The sequence below is a fragment of the Gordonibacter pamelaeae genome, from assembly GCF_003340385.1.
Lineage (GTDB): Bacteria > Actinomycetota > Coriobacteriia > Coriobacteriales > Eggerthellaceae > Gordonibacter > Gordonibacter pamelaeae.
The window spans coordinates 265,185-280,860 of the sequence record NZ_PPTS01000006.1; the positions used below are offsets into that span (position 1 = coordinate 265,185).

13 protein-coding genes are annotated in these 15,676 nt (G+C 67.5%); 2 read left to right on the plus strand and 11 right to left on the minus strand.

Translation table 11 applies throughout. The features are described from left to right. Positions 1 to 36: 36 nt before the first annotated feature. From C1877_RS11065 to C1877_RS11075, 3 genes are all read right to left on the minus strand, one after another. Positions 37 to 324: a co-chaperone GroES gene (locus C1877_RS11065; protein ID WP_041239244.1), complete on the minus strand. Its 288-nt coding sequence runs from the start codon at positions 322 to 324 to the stop codon at positions 37 to 39. A 297-nt stretch (positions 325 to 621) separates the two neighbouring features. Beyond that, a complete protein-coding gene (locus C1877_RS11070; protein ID WP_147274551.1) occupies positions 622 to 2,076 on the minus strand; it encodes a helix-turn-helix transcriptional regulator in 1,455 nt (484 codons plus the stop codon). Between the two features lie 72 nt (positions 2,077 to 2,148). Further along, complete coding sequence (locus C1877_RS11075; RefSeq protein ID WP_244909850.1) at positions 2,149 to 3,693, minus strand: helix-turn-helix transcriptional regulator; 1,545 nt, start codon at positions 3,691 to 3,693, stop codon at positions 2,149 to 2,151. Positions 3,694 to 4,000: 307 nt separating this feature from the next. On the opposite strand from C1877_RS11075, the gene C1877_RS11080 reads away from it, so the two are divergent. Then, positions 4,001 to 5,500: an FAD-dependent oxidoreductase gene (locus C1877_RS11080; RefSeq protein ID WP_114569177.1), complete on the plus strand. Its 1,500-nt coding sequence runs from the start codon at positions 4,001 to 4,003 to the stop codon at positions 5,498 to 5,500. 97 nt (positions 5,501 to 5,597) lie between these two features. Here the strand turns inward: C1877_RS11080 and C1877_RS11085 are convergent, their stop codons facing one another. From C1877_RS11085 to C1877_RS11120, 8 genes are all read right to left on the minus strand, one after another. Then, the gene (locus C1877_RS11085; protein WP_114569178.1) at positions 5,598 to 7,109 is read right to left on the minus strand and encodes an FAD-dependent oxidoreductase; all 1,512 of its coding nucleotides are present in this window, start codon (positions 7,107 to 7,109) and stop codon (positions 5,598 to 5,600) included. A gap of 174 nt (positions 7,110 to 7,283) precedes the next feature. Continuing rightward, positions 7,284 to 8,102 carry an NAD(+) synthase gene (gene nadE, locus C1877_RS11090; protein ID WP_015539467.1) on the minus strand — a complete coding sequence of 273 codons (819 nt, stop codon included), beginning with the start codon at positions 8,100 to 8,102 and terminating at the stop codon, positions 7,284 to 7,286. Positions 8,103 to 8,182: 80 nt separating this feature from the next. Beyond that, positions 8,183 to 8,836 (minus strand): hydrogenase nickel incorporation protein HypB, encoded by a 654-nt coding sequence (gene hypB / locus C1877_RS11095; protein ID WP_015539466.1) that lies wholly within the window; start codon positions 8,834 to 8,836, stop codon positions 8,183 to 8,185. Between the two features lie 36 nt (positions 8,837 to 8,872). Further along, a complete protein-coding gene (locus C1877_RS11100; RefSeq protein WP_015539465.1) occupies positions 8,873 to 9,280 on the minus strand; it encodes a hydrogenase maturation nickel metallochaperone HypA/HybF in 408 nt (135 codons plus the stop codon). A gap of 59 nt (positions 9,281 to 9,339) precedes the next feature. Then, on the minus strand, positions 9,340 to 10,179 hold the full coding sequence (gene tatC, locus C1877_RS11105; RefSeq protein WP_114569179.1) for a twin-arginine translocase subunit TatC: 840 nt from the start codon (positions 10,177 to 10,179) through the stop codon (positions 9,340 to 9,342). 3 nt (positions 10,180 to 10,182) lie between these two features. Next, a complete protein-coding gene (locus tag C1877_RS11110; RefSeq protein ID WP_114569180.1) occupies positions 10,183 to 10,986 on the minus strand; it encodes a Sec-independent protein translocase subunit TatA/TatB in 804 nt (267 codons plus the stop codon). Positions 10,987 to 11,213: 227 nt separating this feature from the next. Continuing rightward, complete coding sequence (locus C1877_RS11115; protein WP_015539463.1) at positions 11,214 to 11,414, minus strand: hypothetical protein; 201 nt, start codon at positions 11,412 to 11,414, stop codon at positions 11,214 to 11,216. A 4-nt stretch (positions 11,415 to 11,418) separates the two neighbouring features. Next, on the minus strand, positions 11,419 to 12,774 hold the full coding sequence (locus tag C1877_RS11120) for an amidohydrolase family protein (RefSeq protein ID WP_114569181.1): 1,356 nt from the start codon (positions 12,772 to 12,774) through the stop codon (positions 11,419 to 11,421). Positions 12,775 to 13,109: 335 nt separating this feature from the next. Between C1877_RS11120 and C1877_RS11125 the strand changes: the two genes are divergently transcribed. After that, positions 13,110 to 15,368 (plus strand): TIGR04190 family B12-binding domain/radical SAM domain protein, encoded by a 2,259-nt coding sequence (locus C1877_RS11125; protein ID WP_181813840.1) that lies wholly within the window; start codon positions 13,110 to 13,112, stop codon positions 15,366 to 15,368. The last annotated feature ends 308 nt before the right edge of the window (positions 15,369 to 15,676 follow it).

Genomic DNA, 15,676 nt, shown 5'->3' on the forward strand with positions numbered 1-15,676 from the left:
CCTATCCTTTCAGCGTTAGCTTGGGGCTGCTTCGGTTTACGCGAACACCGCGTACAGGTCGTCGGCGCGCAGGATCATGACGTCCTCGCCGTCGACGGTGATCTCGGTTCCGCCGTACTTGCCGTACAGGACTTTGTCGCCCTCTTTGACCGGCACGGGGATGAGCTTGCCGTCCTTGTCGAGCTTGCCCTCGCCCACGGCCAGAACGGTGCCCGTCTGGGGCTTCTCCTTCGCTTCGGTAGCGAGATACAGACCGGATGCCGTCGTCTCCTCAGCCTCGTCCTGCTTGATGATGACGCGATCACCCAATGGTTTCAAGTTCATAACGTAGCCTTCCTTTCGTCCGTCTCTTGTCCGAAACTGGTTGTAGCACGTTTGCTATTTAACCACTCCGTTGCGGTGACTGCTAGCACTCATAGGTAACGAGTGCTAAACATTGCGTTATCATAGCAGCCTCGTTAGCGAATGCAAGCGAAATTGAGGAAATCTCAGTGCCCTCGACTGAGGTTTTGCACAATCGCCACAATTCGTTCGATGGACTTCGAATAATTTTTGTGCTTTTGCACAAAACTGCCCGCGGGGGGCCGGCGAAATGGTTGGGCGAGGTTGGGCGAGCGGGCCCTACCCCCGCGCCCCCGGCCTCACGAGGCCGCCCTCGTAGGCGCGCACCACCAGCTGCGCGCGGTCGTGGGCGCCCAGCTTCGCCATGACGCGGGCGAGATGCGTCTTCACCGTGGCAGGAGAGATGAACAGCTCGGCGCCTATCTCGTCGTTCGTCATGCCGCGGGCCACCAGCACCAGTATCTCGCGCTCGCGCTCGGTGAGCGCAGAGAACGCGCCGGCGCCCCCTCCCCCGGCCGCTCCGGCGCCCACCGCAGGGCGCGTGCGCACGAACGTCTCCACCAGCCGCCGCATCACCGAGGGCTGGATGAGCGCATCGCCGGCTGCCACCACGCGCACGGCGGCAGCGATGCCGTGGCCATGCCCGTCCGTCTCGGCCGCCGCGCCCCGGCCGTCGTCCTCCACCGTCAGGCACGCTCCCGACGGCCCCGTGAACAGGCGCATCGTTGCCGAGCGCGCGCCGGCATGCCGCACGATGTTCGTGGCGGCCTCGCGCGCGATGCCGTAGAGCGCCACATCCACGAACGCCGGCACGGCGGCGCGGTCGTACCCGCCCGCATCCAGCGCCACGTCCACGCCGGCACGGCGCAGGTAGGCCGCAAGGTCGTCCAAACGCTCGGTGCCGGCCGTGGGCTCCGTCTCGGCCGCGGGGTCGCCGGCGCGCAGCACGCCTATCATGCCGCGGATCTCCTCGAGGGCGTCCTTCGCCGTCGTGCGCGCGGTGGCTATGGCCTTCTTCGCCGCTGCAGGGTCGCGGTCGACCAGGCGCTCGGCCGCAGCCGCCTGGATGCTCACCGCGGAGAGCGAGTGCGCCGTGATGTCGTGCACCTCGCGGGCGATGCGCACGCGCTCCTCCTCCACGCGTCGGGCCGCCTCCTCCTCGCGCGAGCGCTCCGCCTCGAGCGCGCGCCGCTCCGTCTCCGCCACGTAGGCGCGGTGCGTGCGGTACGCATAGCCCGCGAGCGCCGCGGCCGCCAGCAGCGCGACGTTCTGGAAGCGCGTGAAGAAGGCGAGGCTCGCCGTGCGCGAGGGGGCGTCGGCGAACAGCACGCCCGCCACGGCCAGGGCGACGGCGACGGCTGCCTCCGTGCGCCCGCGCTCGCAAGCGATGGTGTACAGCGCCACCACGGGGCCCACCACCGTGAGCGAGAAGCCCCGGAACGCGCCCTGCAGCCCCAGGAACGTGATGAGCACGAACAGGAACACGGGCCACGGGAACCGCCGCCGCGCCGCGAGCGGCAGCGTGGTCAGCGCCAGCGCCACGAACACCGACGTGTCGGGCACGACGTTCACGATGCCCAGATACTGGCGCAGCTCAAGGTCGGGGATCACGATGGACGAGGCCGTGAGCATGAGCTGCCCGCAGCCGAACAGGAACGCCGCCAGCATCACGGCGACGTCGACCGCCCAGTCCTTGGGCGCCATCGGGCGGTTGTTCACAAGGAAGTTCTCCATGCCTGCCATGGTACGCGACCCGGCCGCCCCGCGCCATACACCAGCCGAGGTAATTGGAGTATCCGAACGCGCCTACCGGCAGCCGGGAGCCTCGCCGCCGCCGTCCGCGCCGCGCTCTTCCTCCACGAGGTCGATGAGCTGCTGGCGGGTGTGGACCTCGAGCTTGGCATAGATGTTGCGCACATGGCTGCGCACGGTGTTCTCGCTCACGAACAGCACGCCGGCAATGTGGGCTTTCGTGCGGCCGCGCGCCAGATAGCGCATGATCTCGGCCTCGCGCTCGGTGAGGCCGCCCGCTGCGGCCACGGCCGCGCACCGAGCATCGAACGCGTCGTCGCCCTCCGCCACGGCGCCTGCCGGCAAAGGCGCCGCCTCCGCCGCACCCGCCGGGGCCGCCGCAGCAGCCGAGGACCCCGCATCCGCGTCGCCCCGGCGTCGGTGGCGCCGGTCGCGCGACACGAGCACGGCCGCCAGCGACAGCGCGTAGATCACGGCCATGATAACCACCAGATAGCGCATGATGTGCTCGCTCTCGCCGAACAGGCCGCCCGGCAGCGAGCCGATGGCGTGCCCGCCCAAGAGCGCCGCGGCCAAGCAGACGCGCGCGAGGCACGCGGCCGCGCCCATGAGCACGTAGGGCGACAGGTTCCGCACGTGCGCCGTCTCGGCCACCACGTACGTGATGAGCAGCGCGATGAAGTAGTAGCCGCCCAAGAGCACCGTGCTGAAGAACAGGTTGAACTGCTCGCCCAGAAACGGCAGGAACACCAAAAGCGAGGCGATGATGGGCATGATCACGCGGAACGCCGTGGACACCCGCGGGATGCGCTGCACCACGAACACGACGACGCAGAACGCCAGGATGCCGATGAGCATGCCCGCACCCGACACCGAGCCGGACCCGGCGAACGTCACAGACCCGGCCAGCATGAAGCTGTTGAGCAGCCCGATCACGGCCTCCATGACGCAGAACGCCACGAGCGAGTCTCCCAGCTCCAGGAACGCGTCGCGGTACGATCCGCGCGGCGCGTCCTTCCGACGCCCGCCCGCCCCCGTGCCCGCCACACCCGCACGCAGCGCGCGCCGCACGTACCGCGCGCACAGCACCATGACGACCAGGGCCGCGCAGCTTGCAACCGCCCGCGCGCCCCCGGACAGGCCCGAGAGCACCGACGACGTCACCATGTTCACCAGCATGCTGAGCGCGATCTGCGTGACGATGGCGCGCGGCTCCTGGCAGGCCAGCACCTCCACCCACACGAGCGACAGCATGACCGACGCCACCCCGAGCAGCACGCCCGGCACGATGAGCGCCAGATCGGACGGCATCCACGAGAACACGCCGAACAGGGCGCACAGGTTCGCCGCCACGAACAGCGCCGCGGGCGCCACGTAGGGCATGGACAGCGGCCCCAGCCGCCCGCGCAGCGTGAGCGCGATGACGGTGACGGAGCACACGACCACCGAGCAGGCCACCACCACGTTGAAGAACAGATCGGGAACGAACAGGAACGGCGCCTCCACCGAGGCGAACGCCGACAGGTAGGAGTTGGCGTTCACGCCACGGAACAGCCCGTAGCCCACGATCACCACGAGCGAGAATAACCGCGGGTCCACCGCGCGCGGCGACGCGGCCGGCGCTGCGCGCCCCGGCCCCTCTGCGCTCGACGCGTGCCCTGCGGCGCGCTTTCCCCTCCCCGCATTCATCATGCGCCCATGATACCGGAAACGCCTGCGCGTACGCGAGACGAAACCGCAGGATAACGGCGGCAGAAGGCAATATAGCCCGAAACGGACGGTGACGGGGGCGGCCCGCGGACCTAGAGTGGGGGCATCGTCGCGAGGGCGACCGACAGGGATTCCGCCTCACGCCCGGCAGCGGCCGGCGCGAGGCGGACAAGAAGAGGGAACAGGGAGGATTATTATGGAGAACAGCATGAACCGACGCAACTTCCTCAAGGCAGCCGTGGCTTCGGGTGCCGTGCTCGTGGCCGGCGGCGCGCTGGCCGGCTGCGCGCCCAACGGCGGCGGCAAGGGCGGCAGCGCGAGCGAGGGCGACACCGTGGTGGGAACCTCGCCGGTGAGCTTCACCGAGGAAACCGACGTGCTCATCCTGGGCACGGGCATCGCCGGCATGTCGGCGGCCATGGACCCGGTGGAGGCGGGCCACAAGGTCATGCTCGTGGACAAGCTCGACCGCGTGGGCGGCGAGAGCTTCATCGCCTGCGGCGTCATGAACGTGGCGGGCTCAAAGATGCAGAAGGATGCCGGCATCGAAGGAGACCCCGAGACGAAGTGGCAGGCCTACGCCCCCATTCTGGAGAAGAAGGGCGAGACCGACGACATGGACTACAAGCACAACGTCTACCTCTACCAGACCGAATGGGCCGACCGCGTGGCGACCGACTACGGCGCGGTGTTCCAGCCCATCACCGACTACATGAACACGGGCGCGCCCACGTCCATGCTGCTGCCCGGCAACGGTATCGGCGACATGCAGGCCGTGCTCACGCCGCTGCAGAAGGGCCTGGAGAAGAAGGGCGCCACGTACAAGCTGAACCTGCGCGCCACGAACTTCATCGTGGACGGCGAGGGCACCCCCATCGGCGTGCGCTTCAACGACGAGAAGAACAACAAGCCCGTCGACATCAAGGCGCAGAAGATCATCGTGGCCACGGGCGGCTTCTCGTGCAACCAGGAGATGGTGTCCGCCTACCTGCCCAGCCAGCAGCGCCTCGGGCCGCTCACCGTGCACTCCATGGGCGAAGGCCACCAGATGTGCCGGGCGCTGGGCGGCGTGTACACGCACATGGACATGGAGGCCAACCGCATGAGCGACCTGGCCCAGGTTACGGTGTGGGGCTACTTCTCGCCGCAGGTGCAGGTGACGCCGCAGGGCCGTCGCTTCATCAAGGAGGACCAAAGCCACGACTCTCCCGACAAGGCCGCCGAGCTGGAGCTGGGATTCTGGTGGACCATCTTCGACGACCAGACCATCAACGGCAGCCAGAAGTGGAACGTCGAGCTGAACATGAAGGGCAGCCCCGACCGCCTCGTGGGCCCGTGCAACTCGCTCGACGAGCTGGCCGCGGCCATGGACGTGCCCGCCGGCACGCTCAAGGAGACGTTCGAGAAGTACGACGCCATGGTGGCCGCCGGCGAGGACACCGAGTTCGGCAAGAAGCTGTTCCTGAAGTCGCTCGCCGCGCCGTACTACGCCATGAAGCATTTCCCGTTCCGCTACAAGACGCACGGCGGCATGAAGATCACCACGGAAAGCCAGCTTGCGGACAAGGACGGCAACCCCATCCCCAACGTGTACTGCTGCGGCTCCACCGTCGCCGACAGCGGCAGCGACCTTAGCCCCAACGCCGGCAGCGGCCTGGTCAGCGGCAAGGCCGTCGTCGAGGCGCTGAAGGCGTAACCGAAGCGACCCTCCACCCCTCCCCGGGCGAGGCCCCGGCCGTTTCGGCCAGGGCCTCGCCCTCCTTCTCCCTGCCGACCGTGCTTCAAGCCGAAAGCTACTTCCCCGCGTCCCCCGCATCGAGCGCCTTCGCCACCGCCCGCCCCACGATCAACCCGAACGCCCCGTTCGTCGCCAACCCCTCCACGCTGCCGGCTGCCACCGAGCCGCAGGCGTACACGTTCGCGATGGCCGAGCCCGCCGCGTTCAGCAGCCGGCCGTCGGCATCGGTGCGCACGCCGCCGCGCGTCTTGTAGCGCACAGGGAGCTGCTTGAGCGCGTAGTACGGCGGCTCGATCTCCTGAAGGAACGCTGTGCGGCCGAACGCATCGTCCTTGCCGGCGTCAACCGCCTCGCCGTAGCCGTCGAACACCGCCTTGAGCGCGTCGGACGCGATGCCCAGGCCGCCCGCCAGCGCCTCCACGTCGTCGAAGGGTCCCGCCAGGCGCTTCGCGTTCTTCGTCGTAACCTGCGCAATGCTGCGCGCCTGGGCGCCGCTGGACAGCTTCTTGCCGAAGATCGTCCACCAGTACCCGCGGTCGCCGACCACGCAGGCGTCGGCCGCAGCGTTCGGGTCGTCCTCGCGCGCGAACCGGCGCCCGAGCGCGTCCACGACGAGCACGGGGCCGAACAGGCCCCAGGCCGCAGCCTCGGGCAGGTCGCTCGTCAGGGGCGCGGCCTTGCCCATATCGTCCAGCTGGCCTCCCAGGTGCGCGCACAGCAGCTGGCCCTCGCCCATCGAGGCGGTGGTGTAGCAGCCGATGCGCTCCTGGGCGGGCACGTTGGCGTGCACGAGCGGCTGGCTCGAGGCGAACCCGCCGGTGGCCATGACCACGGCGCGCGCCCGCACGTCGGTGGCGGCGCCCGTCTTCGCGTCGCGCAGGCGCATGCCGCACACGGTACCGGACGCATCCACCACGAACGCCGAGGCGCGCAGCCCGGTGGCGAACGCAGCGCCCTTCGACGACAGCCCATCGCGCAGCGGCGTCATGATGCTCTCCATGTCGCCCAGCCCGCGCTTCGGCAGCAGGATGCGCTCCGACGCGCCCGCCTTCACGTGGTCGGCGGGGTTCTCGAACTGGGCGCCGTACTCGTCCACCAGCTGGTCAACCCACTCGGGCGCGGTCACGAACAACCGCTTGGCGAAGTCGAGGTCGGTGATGCCGGCGTCGGCGAACTCCTGGCGGCGCGTGTCCCACGCCTGCTCGGCCGTGGTTTCGATGCCGGCCTGCTTCTGCAGCGCGCTGCCGGATACGTGCATGACGCCGGTGGACGAGTAGCTCTCGCCGCCCAGCAGCTCCAGCTTCTCCGCGATCATGACCGAGCGTCCCGCCTCGAGCGGCGCCATGGCCGCGGACAGCCCGGCGATGCCGCTGCCCACCACGAGCACGTCCACATCGGACGAGAAGCTGACGTCGGGGCTCTCGAAAACGCGCGGCCCCTCCTCCTCGGTCGGGGCGGCAGGGGCGAGCGGCGACGGCACCGCGCCCGACGAGCAGGCGGCCAAGCCCCCGCCCGCCGCGACGACGGCGCCTGCGCCTACAAGTTTGAAGAATGCCCGACGTTCCATGAGGCGGCGGCTCCTTTGACGGGGAATGCACGTTGATTACCGGATGCGCCGAGTATAGTGACCGCGCAGGCGGGCGCGGCAGGGCGACAGCGGGTTGTCACGCAATCTTCGCATGGGGAGAGGGGCGCCGTCCGGCCTGCGGCGTGTGCGAGATGGGGGGGCGCCCCCTCACCTCTACGCGTAGAACGGCGCCTGGGGATACGGGGGCTCCAGCGCGCGCTTGAAGGCGGTGGCGCGCACGGTGGACAGCACGCGCTCGACCTGTGCCGCGTCGAAGCCTTCCGCCACCAGCGCATCGGCGCCCAGGCCGCGCTCCACGTGGGCCTGCAGCAGCGCATCGAGCGTGGGATAGTCTATGCCCATGCTCTTCTCGTCCTCCTGGTTGGGCGAGAGCTCGGCGCTGGGCGGCTTCGCGAACACGCGCTCGGGCACGGGCGGCACGGCGCCCGCAGCCTCGGCCTGGGCGTTCCGCCAACGGGCCACGGCATACACGTCGGTCTTGTACAGGCCGCCGAGGGGGGCGAAGGCGCCGGCCGTATCGCCGTAGAGCGTGGAGTAGCCCATCATGGCCTCGCTCTTGTTGCCCGTGTTCACCAGCATCCAGCCGTACGCGTTCGAAAGCGCCATCAGGCACACCATGCGGCAGCGCGCCTGCGTGTTCTCGGCCGCCAACCCCGCGAGCTCGCCGCCGCACGCGCGCGCCAGCACGCGCTCGAACGCCTCGTACGGCTCGCAGACGGACACGACCTGCGCCTCGATGCCCAGGTTGCCCGCCAGCTCCCGCGCATCCTCCACCGAGTGCTCGCTCGAGTACGGCCCCGGCAGCAGCACGCCGTGCACATGGTCGGCGCCGAACGCATCCACGCACATCACCGCCACGATGCTGGAGTCCATGCCCCCCGACAGCCCGATGACCGCGTCGGAGAACCCGGCGCCCTCCGCAAAGCCCCGCAGCGCCTCGACGCAGAGGCGGTACCGCTCGCTCGTATCCATATGCCAGCCTTTCGCTCGCGCCTGCCGTTGCGGCCAGTATGGGCGCCGATTGTTTCTACTTGGTTGCGGGCGCTCCCCCGTTACTGGATCTCCCGGATGCGGTCGGCCAGCCACTCCGCCCAGGCCTCCACGCCGTCGCCCTTCGTGGCGGCGATGGGGAAGATGGGGGCCTGCGGATTCAGCTGGCGCACGGCGCTCTCGAACGCCTCGCGATCGAAGTTGAACACGGGCAGGGTGTCCACCTTGTTCAGCACCACGGCCTCGGCCACCTGGAACACCCCGGGGTACTTGAGGGGCTTGTCATCGCCCTCGGGCACGGACAGGATCATGACCTTGGCGTTCTCGCCCAGGTCGAAGTCCGTGGGGCACACGAGGTTGCCCACGTTCTCCACGATGATGAGGTCCAGGCGCGCCAGGTCCAGCACGTCCACGGCGCGCTTGAGCATGGCGCTCTCCAGGTGGCACGCGCCGCCCGTGTTTATTTGTACGGCGGGGATGCCCTGCGCCTTGATCTTCTCAGCGTCCACGTTGCTGGCGATGTCGCCCTCGATGACGGCGATGTTGAACTCGTCGCGCAGCGCGTCGATGGTGGCCAGGATGGTGGACGTCTTGCCCGAGCCGGGGCTGGCCAGAAGATCCAGCACGAACACCTTGTTCTCGGCGAACCGCGCGCGCAGCTCCGAGGCCAGCTGATCGTTCTTGTCGAGGATGGGCTGCTTCATATCTATCTGCATGATGGCTCCTTATCAGTCGCGCCCAGCATAGCAAACTTATGCGTCGGCAGAGCCGGGTTCCGCGGCGACGGCCCCTTCTTCCTCGTCGTCGGGGATATCCACCTCTATCGAGTCGATCTGCAGCTCGCGGCCGGCGATGAGCTCCGTGGCGAAGCTGCCGCACTCGGGGCACAGCATGTGGAAGCGGTCGTGGTCGTACTCGGCGCCGCACTCCAGGCAGCGGCTGCGCGGGCATACCATGGTTATGTCGAGCTCGGCGCCGGCGCACAGCGCAAACTCGCGCTGCTCCGACAGCGCCTCGAAGGCGAAGCGCAGCGCATCCTCGATGGCCTCGGTCATCTCGCCCACCGACAGGCTCACCTTGAGCACCCGGTCGGCGCCGGCCTGCTTCGCGGACGTTTGCACGGCGTCCAGGACGCCCGTCATGATGCCCAGTTCGTGCATGATGCGCTCCTTAACGAAAAGGCCCGCCGATCAAGCGGCGGGCCTGATTGTCGGCACGGTTATTTCTTCGCTGCCTTGGCCTTCTTTCTGGCCAGCATCTCCTGCTTCAGCTCCTCTTCCTCGGCCTCTTCGCGCGCAAGCTCCTCGTTCTGCTTCTTGATGCGCTTGCCCAGCACGATGCGCGAGATGAGCAGGCTGCCCTCGTACAGCACCAGCAGCGCCGCGAACATGAGCAGCATGGTGACGGGCGAGGCATCCGGCGTGACCATGGCCGAGATGACCATGAGCGCCACGTACACGGTGCGCCACGCGCCGCGCAGCTTCTTATACGGAACGATATCGAAGATCACCAGATAGAACACCACCAACGGCAGCTCGAAGGCGAAGCCGAAGCCTATCTCGAACTTGATGATCATGTCGATGTAGGACGACATGCGCGGGGCTATCTCGCCCAGGCCGGCCGCCTGGTCGGTGAGCCACTCGAACGCCGGGTTCAGGATGATCAGATAGCAGAACACCGTTCCGAACACGAACAGGGCGACAGCCGCGCCGAACGTGGGAACGAACCACTTGCGCTCTTTGGGCTTGAGCGCCGGCAGGAAGAACGCGAGGATCTGCCAGAGGATAACCGGCGAGCAGGCCACGATAGACGCCCAGATGGATATCTTGAAGCGCGTGGCGAACGACTCGAACGGGTCGAGCGCGATCAGCGCCAGCGAGCCGTCGGCATTCTTGGGCAGGAAGTCGAAGATGGGCTGGAGCAGGAACTGGCCCATCGTGGGCGTGGCCATGTAGAACACCACCACGGCGATGGCGAGGCACGCCACGATGCGCACGAGGCGCATGCGCAGCTCGCCCAGATGGTCGAACAGGGGCATACGTGCCGGTCCGATAGGCATGGCTTATTCCCCCTTCTCGTTCGTCGTCGTGGACGCGACCTTGGCGGCCTCCTCGGCCGCCTTCTTCTTCGCGGCGCGCGTCGCCGCAGCCTTCTTCGCGGCAGCCGAGCGGGCCGCCGCCTTCTCGGCCTCCGTCTTCGCGGGCTTCGCCGCCGAGGTTTTCCTCGCCGTGGTCGCGGAGGTTTTCTTCTCCCCCGAAGCAGCTGCGGACTTCGTCGCGGGCTTCGCGGCCGGCTTCTTCGCGGCCGGCTTCGTGCCGTACAGCTCGTCGGCCGAGGGCTTCGCCTTCGGCTCGGTCACCGGTTTCGCGGCCTCGGCCTTCGCCGGGGACGCCCCGGCCGCCGCCGTCGAGACAGGCTTCGCCTCCTCGGGCTTCGCGAACGAGCCGTCGGGCCGCGCGACCGGCTTCGCCGCCGCAGCCGTGGCGGTGCCGGCGGCGGCAGCCGTCGCGGCAGCCGTGGCCTGCTTCGCCTCCTCGGCCTTCTTGGCGGCGCGCTCCTTGTCATAGCGGGCCTTGCGCTCGGAGAAGCTCTCCTGCTTGCCGGAGACAGCAGGCGCCTCCTTCTTGTCGTCCTTGCCGATCTCTCCCACCTTCGCCAAGGCGTCGAGCGGGTTCTTGAACGGCTCGTCGGAGTTTGGGTCGTAGACTTCCGTCTTGATGACCTTGTTCATCTCCTCCTGGGCGTCCTTGAATTTCGCGATGGCCTTCCCCAGCGTCTTAGCCATGGCCGGCAGCTTGTCGGGCCCGAAGATGAGGAACCCGAACAGCAGGATGAGAAAAAGCTCGAATCCACCAATACCAAACAAAGCAAACCCCTTTGCGCGGTGTCTCTCAACGTATCAGCCGCGCCCCGCGCGGCAACGATTCATAGTATCACAAACGCGTTCGGCCAACGCATCTGCGGATGCTCTACAGAAAAAACAAGAGGCCGGACGGCGCGCAGGGAGAAGGAAATGCGCAAAGAGGGGCGACGCCGGAGCTCCCGCCTTCTTAGAACCGCCCTTCAACCCCCCTGCTGAGGCGCGAGAGCCCTCTACGACCCGCCGCCCATGACCATGAGGGCCATGGTGGGAATGCCCAGCGCCAGCACGAGGATCACGCAGATGACCACGGTGAATATCCGCTTCGTTTTCTCCGCGCGCCTGCGTTGCTCCTGCGCTTTCCGTTCGCGCTCCTGCGCGGCCTTGATGCGCTCGCTCTTCTGCTTCGCCGTGAGCTTCTGTTGCTTCGCCATGCTGCTACATCCTCAGTTTCCCGCGGATCTCGATGACGCGGGCGATGTTCTTCGCCACCTCCACGTCAACATGCCATTTGTTCTTCTCGTACAGCTGCACGCCGTCCACCATGGTCATGAGCACGTCGGCGCCGCTGCACGTGTTCACCACGGCCGACACGGGGTCGGTGGTGGGCGTCTGGTGCGAGCCGGACAGGTCCACGGCCACGAGGTCGGCGCGCTTGCCGATGTCCAGCGAGCCTATCTTGTCGTCCAGCTTGAGCGCGCGGGCGCCGCCGATGGTGGCCATCTCCAGCATGGTGGCCGAATCGAGGAACTGGCCCACGTTCACGGCGCGCTGCACCAGCATGCCGATGCGCATCTCGGTGAGCAGGTCGGTGGAGTCCGTGGCGGCCGGCGAGTCGGTGCCGATGCCGGTGCGCAGGCCGGAGCGCAAGAACTCCGTGAGCGGGGCCACGCCCATGCCCAGCTGCGCGTTGCAGCGCGGGCACACGGCCACGGCCACGTCGTACTCCTTGAGCTTCTTCACGTCCTCGTCGTCCACATGCACGCAGTGAATGGCCAGCACGTTGTCGGATTCGAACGCGCCCCAGTTCAGCGCATAGCGCACGGGCGTCGTGCCGGTGGGCAACCACGGCGGGACCTCCACGTAGCCGCGCTTCTGGTCCATGGTGTGCACCGAGAACGGCGACGAACCGTACTTGATGAAGTTGAACTCCTCGCGGTTGCCGGCCATATGCATGGCCACGGGCACGTTCTCGCGGCGCGCGAAGTCGGACACCTTGCCGAACATGGAGGGATGGCACACGTACATAGCCGCCGGGGCGATGCCGATGGTGATGCGGGAGGAGTCGACCTCTTCGCGCCAGTGCATGATGTCGTTCTCGGCCACGCGCATGGCGTAGTCCACGCGGCGCTTGTCCATGGCGCCCACCTCGCGGTAGATGACCGAGCGCATGCCGAGCTTCTGCGTGGCCGTGCAGGCCGCGCCCGTCGCGGTGATGTCGGCAACGCAGGTGATGCCGCTGGAGAGCGCCTCGAGGCCGCCCAGGATGGCCGAGTCGTACCAGTCGCCCACGTCCATCTTCGCGCTCTTCTCCAGCATGGACGTGATCCAGGTGGTGTAGGGCACGTCGTGCACGATACCGCGCATGACGGAGTTCTCCAGGTGGGTGTGCAGGTCGACCAGGCCCGGCATGAGCGCGGCCAGGCCGTAGTCGACGATCTCCTCGTCGGGGTAGCGGAGCTTCAACATGTCGGTGGTGCCGATGTCGCAGATGCGGCCGTCGCGCACGAGCACGGCGCCGTTCTGGAACGGTTCTGAAGTGATGGGGAGAATATATTGTGCGCACAACAGCATGACGGCCCACCAATCTCTAAGAATAATCGTGTGCTGCGTATCATAGCATTGCCGATGCGCTCTCCGGCGAAAGCACACAGGGCAATCGGCCGGGGGAGGAGGCGCGGCGGGAGGCGATGCGTACGCCCCAGGTTGGCGCAGTAAGTCAGCGAGAAGCCCCCTCGTGCCCGAGATTCGCGGGATCGCGGGGGCGAAGCGTACTTCGGTACGCGAGTCCGCGGGATCGCGCGAAGATCGGGTGCGAGGGGGCTTCGCAGCGTCGAGTTGTTCCGTCGGCCGCAAGGCCGACGGAACATAAGAGTGCTATACTTCATGGCCGCATGCAAACACTAGACATGACATACATCCACGCGCCCGCCACCTACGACTTCCGCGAGCGCTCCATCATGTACGGGCCCGTGTCCGACATGGTGCCCTCCACGCCCATCTTCGAGATGTACCCGCTGGGGCTCACGACGCTTTGCGAGTACCTGGAGCGCCACGGGCTGCGCTCGCGCATCTACAACCTGGCGTCGATGATGCTGCACAAGAAGAACTTCGACGTGGAGAAGAACCTCGCGCGCCTGGACTCGCACCTGTTCGGCATCGACCTGCACTGGATGCCGCACTGCCACGGCTCCATCGAGGTGGCGAAGATCTTGAAGCGCCTGCACCCGCACGTGCCGGTGTCGTTCGGCGGGCTGTCGTCGTCGATCTTCCACGAGGACCTGATCAAGTACGACTGCATCGACTACGTGTTCCGCGGCGACTCCACCGAGGAGCCCATGCGCATGCTCATCGAGCGCGTGGCGCGGGCGGCCAAGACGCACACGCCGGTGGGCGACCTGTCGGACATCCCGAACCTCACCTGGAAGGACGACTCGGGGGCAATCCGCATCAACCCGCTGTCGTGGGTGCCCGACGACATGAACGCCATCTCGCTCGATTACGCCTACCCCATGAAGGGCGTGCTGCGCCACCACGACATGACCAGCTACCTGCCCATGAAGGGGTGGCTCTCGTATCCCGTGACGGCCAGCCTCACCTGCCGCGGCTGCGCGCGCAACTGCGCCACCTGCGGCGGCAGCGCCTACGCGTTCAAGAACCACTTCGGCCGCCGGCGCGTGGCGTGGCGCGACCCGAAGCTTTTGATCCGCGACATCGAGAACGTGCAGAACCACGTGTGGGGCCCCATCTTCGTGCTGAACGACTTTTTGCAGGCCGGCGAGGCGTACACGCACGAGTTCATCACCGGGCTCAAGGGCAAGGTGCACAACCCCATCGGCTTCGAGTTCTTCGGCCCGCCGCCGGGGGGCGACGAGTTCTACCAGCTGCTCGATAACAACCTGGGCAACTGGTCGGTGGAGATCTCGGCCGAGAGCCACGACGACGACGTGCGCAAGGCGTTCGGCAAGGGCCATTACACGATGGCCGAGCTGGAGGACACCATCGTCGACGCGCTGTCGCACCCCAACTGCGAGCGGTTCGACCTGTACTTCATGACGGGCATCCCCAAGCAGACCGCCGCCAGCGTGCGCGAGACGGGGGCCTACGTGCAGCATCTGTACGAGCGTGTGAATTACGACCCGCGTCTCGTGGTGCTGACCTCGCCGATGGCGCCGTTTCTGGACGTGGGGTCCATCGCGTTCGACAACCCGGAGAAGTACGGCTACAAGCTGCGTGCCCGCACGTTCGAGGAACATCGCGAGCGCATGATCCTGCCCTCGTGGAAGCACATCATGAACTACGAGAGCACCTACATGAGCGTGGACGAGATGGTGGACGCCACCTACGACGCGGCGCTCGACCTGAACCGGATCAAGGGCGAGCACGGCATCCTGGACGCCGGGATGGCCGCCGCCACCGACAAGCGCATCCGCGAGGCGCGCGAGCAGATGAACCGCCTGGACGATGTGCTGTACAACGGCACCGGCCGCATCGACGCGCGCCTGGGGGCCTTGAAGGCCGAGTTCGAGCGTCTGTCCGAGAACACCGTGGCCGAGAAGTCGGAGCTGAACTGGGCCTTCGATGTGAAGCCCGTGCATGCGAAGCATTTGGCGAAGCTGTGGTTCACGAACGAGCCGGCGAACTTCGCGGCGAAGCTGACCGGGAAGTGGCGGCCCGCGCAGAGCGACTTCGACTATCCCGACCAGACCACCGGCGAGCTCTCCCCGGCTTGGAACGCCGACGGCACGCCCAACTGCACGTTCAAGGGCCTGGCCGTGGACGGCATGGGCGACGGCCGCGCGCTCGCCGACGAGTCCGGCGCGCAGGTGGCCGCGTTCGGCAGCGTGGTGGCGCCCGGGTTCTCCGAGACGAACACGAACGAGGCCTTCGACGCCGCGAATGCGAGCTTGGAGGCCGGGCGCGCCGGCACGGGCGTGGAGGCCGGGCGCTACGCCGCCATCCGCGCCGAGGCCGCGCGCACGGTGGAGCGCGACCCGCTGCTCGAGCAGATGATGGCCGAGGAGCGCGAGCGCGAAGTGGCGCTGGCCCGCGGCGAGGTGGCCCGCACCGTGCCGCGCGACGCCGGCGGCCTGCAGGGGGCCGGCGGCGCGAAGGGCGCCCGCGAGGCCCGCAAGCTGGGAGAGCTGCGGGACCGCAAGGAAAAGTAGGAGAGCGCGGCTGCCTTCCCCCGGCAACCGCGCTTTTTTATATAACCGATAGCATCATGGACAAAACGGGGGGATTTGGGGGCCTCCACGTTCGCCCGATTCGTCACGGACTATTGCGACCTGCGGTTTTGTGCTTTCACGTAAGCAGCGCACTCCCGCAACCCGCGTTCCCTTGCCATAGCGGGAGCGCGGCGGTTTCTTGGACCGTGGGGGCATGCCACCACGGCGAACATAAGTTCTTATCCAAGGAAGGAGCCGAGATGTACTCGAAAGAGGACAGGGAGAGGATCCTGGCCGACCTGGGCGCA

What these genes read in the sequence shown, in the direction of transcription:
- nadE (WP_015539467.1), bottom strand. Translation starts at nt 8,102, where the DNA reads ATGGATACGAGCGAGCGGTACCGCCTCTGCGTCGAGGCGCTGCGGGGC.
- C1877_RS11070 (WP_147274551.1), bottom strand. Translation starts at nt 2,076, where the DNA reads ATGGAGAACTTCCTTGTGAACAACCGCCCGATGGCGCCCAAGGACTGG.
- hypB (WP_015539466.1), bottom strand. Translation starts at nt 8,836, where the DNA reads ATGCAGATAGATATGAAGCAGCCCATCCTCGACAAGAACGATCAGCTG.
- C1877_RS11100 (WP_015539465.1), bottom strand. Translation starts at nt 9,280, where the DNA reads ATGCACGAACTGGGCATCATGACGGGCGTCCTGGACGCCGTGCAAACG.
- C1877_RS11065 (WP_041239244.1), bottom strand. Translation starts at nt 324, where the DNA reads ATGAACTTGAAACCATTGGGTGATCGCGTCATCATCAAGCAGGACGAG.
- C1877_RS11125 (WP_181813840.1), top strand. Translation starts at nt 13,110, where the DNA reads ATGACATACATCCACGCGCCCGCCACCTACGACTTCCGCGAGCGCTCC.
- C1877_RS11080 (WP_114569177.1), top strand. Translation starts at nt 4,001, where the DNA reads ATGGAGAACAGCATGAACCGACGCAACTTCCTCAAGGCAGCCGTGGCT.
- tatC (WP_114569179.1), bottom strand. Translation starts at nt 10,179, where the DNA reads ATGCCTATCGGACCGGCACGTATGCCCCTGTTCGACCATCTGGGCGAG.
- C1877_RS11115 (WP_015539463.1), bottom strand. Translation starts at nt 11,414, where the DNA reads ATGGCGAAGCAACAGAAGCTCACGGCGAAGCAGAAGAGCGAGCGCATC.
- C1877_RS11085 (WP_114569178.1), bottom strand. Translation starts at nt 7,109, where the DNA reads ATGGAACGTCGGGCATTCTTCAAACTTGTAGGCGCAGGCGCCGTCGTC.
- C1877_RS11120 (WP_114569181.1), bottom strand. Translation starts at nt 12,774, where the DNA reads ATGCTGTTGTGCGCACAATATATTCTCCCCATCACTTCAGAACCGTTC.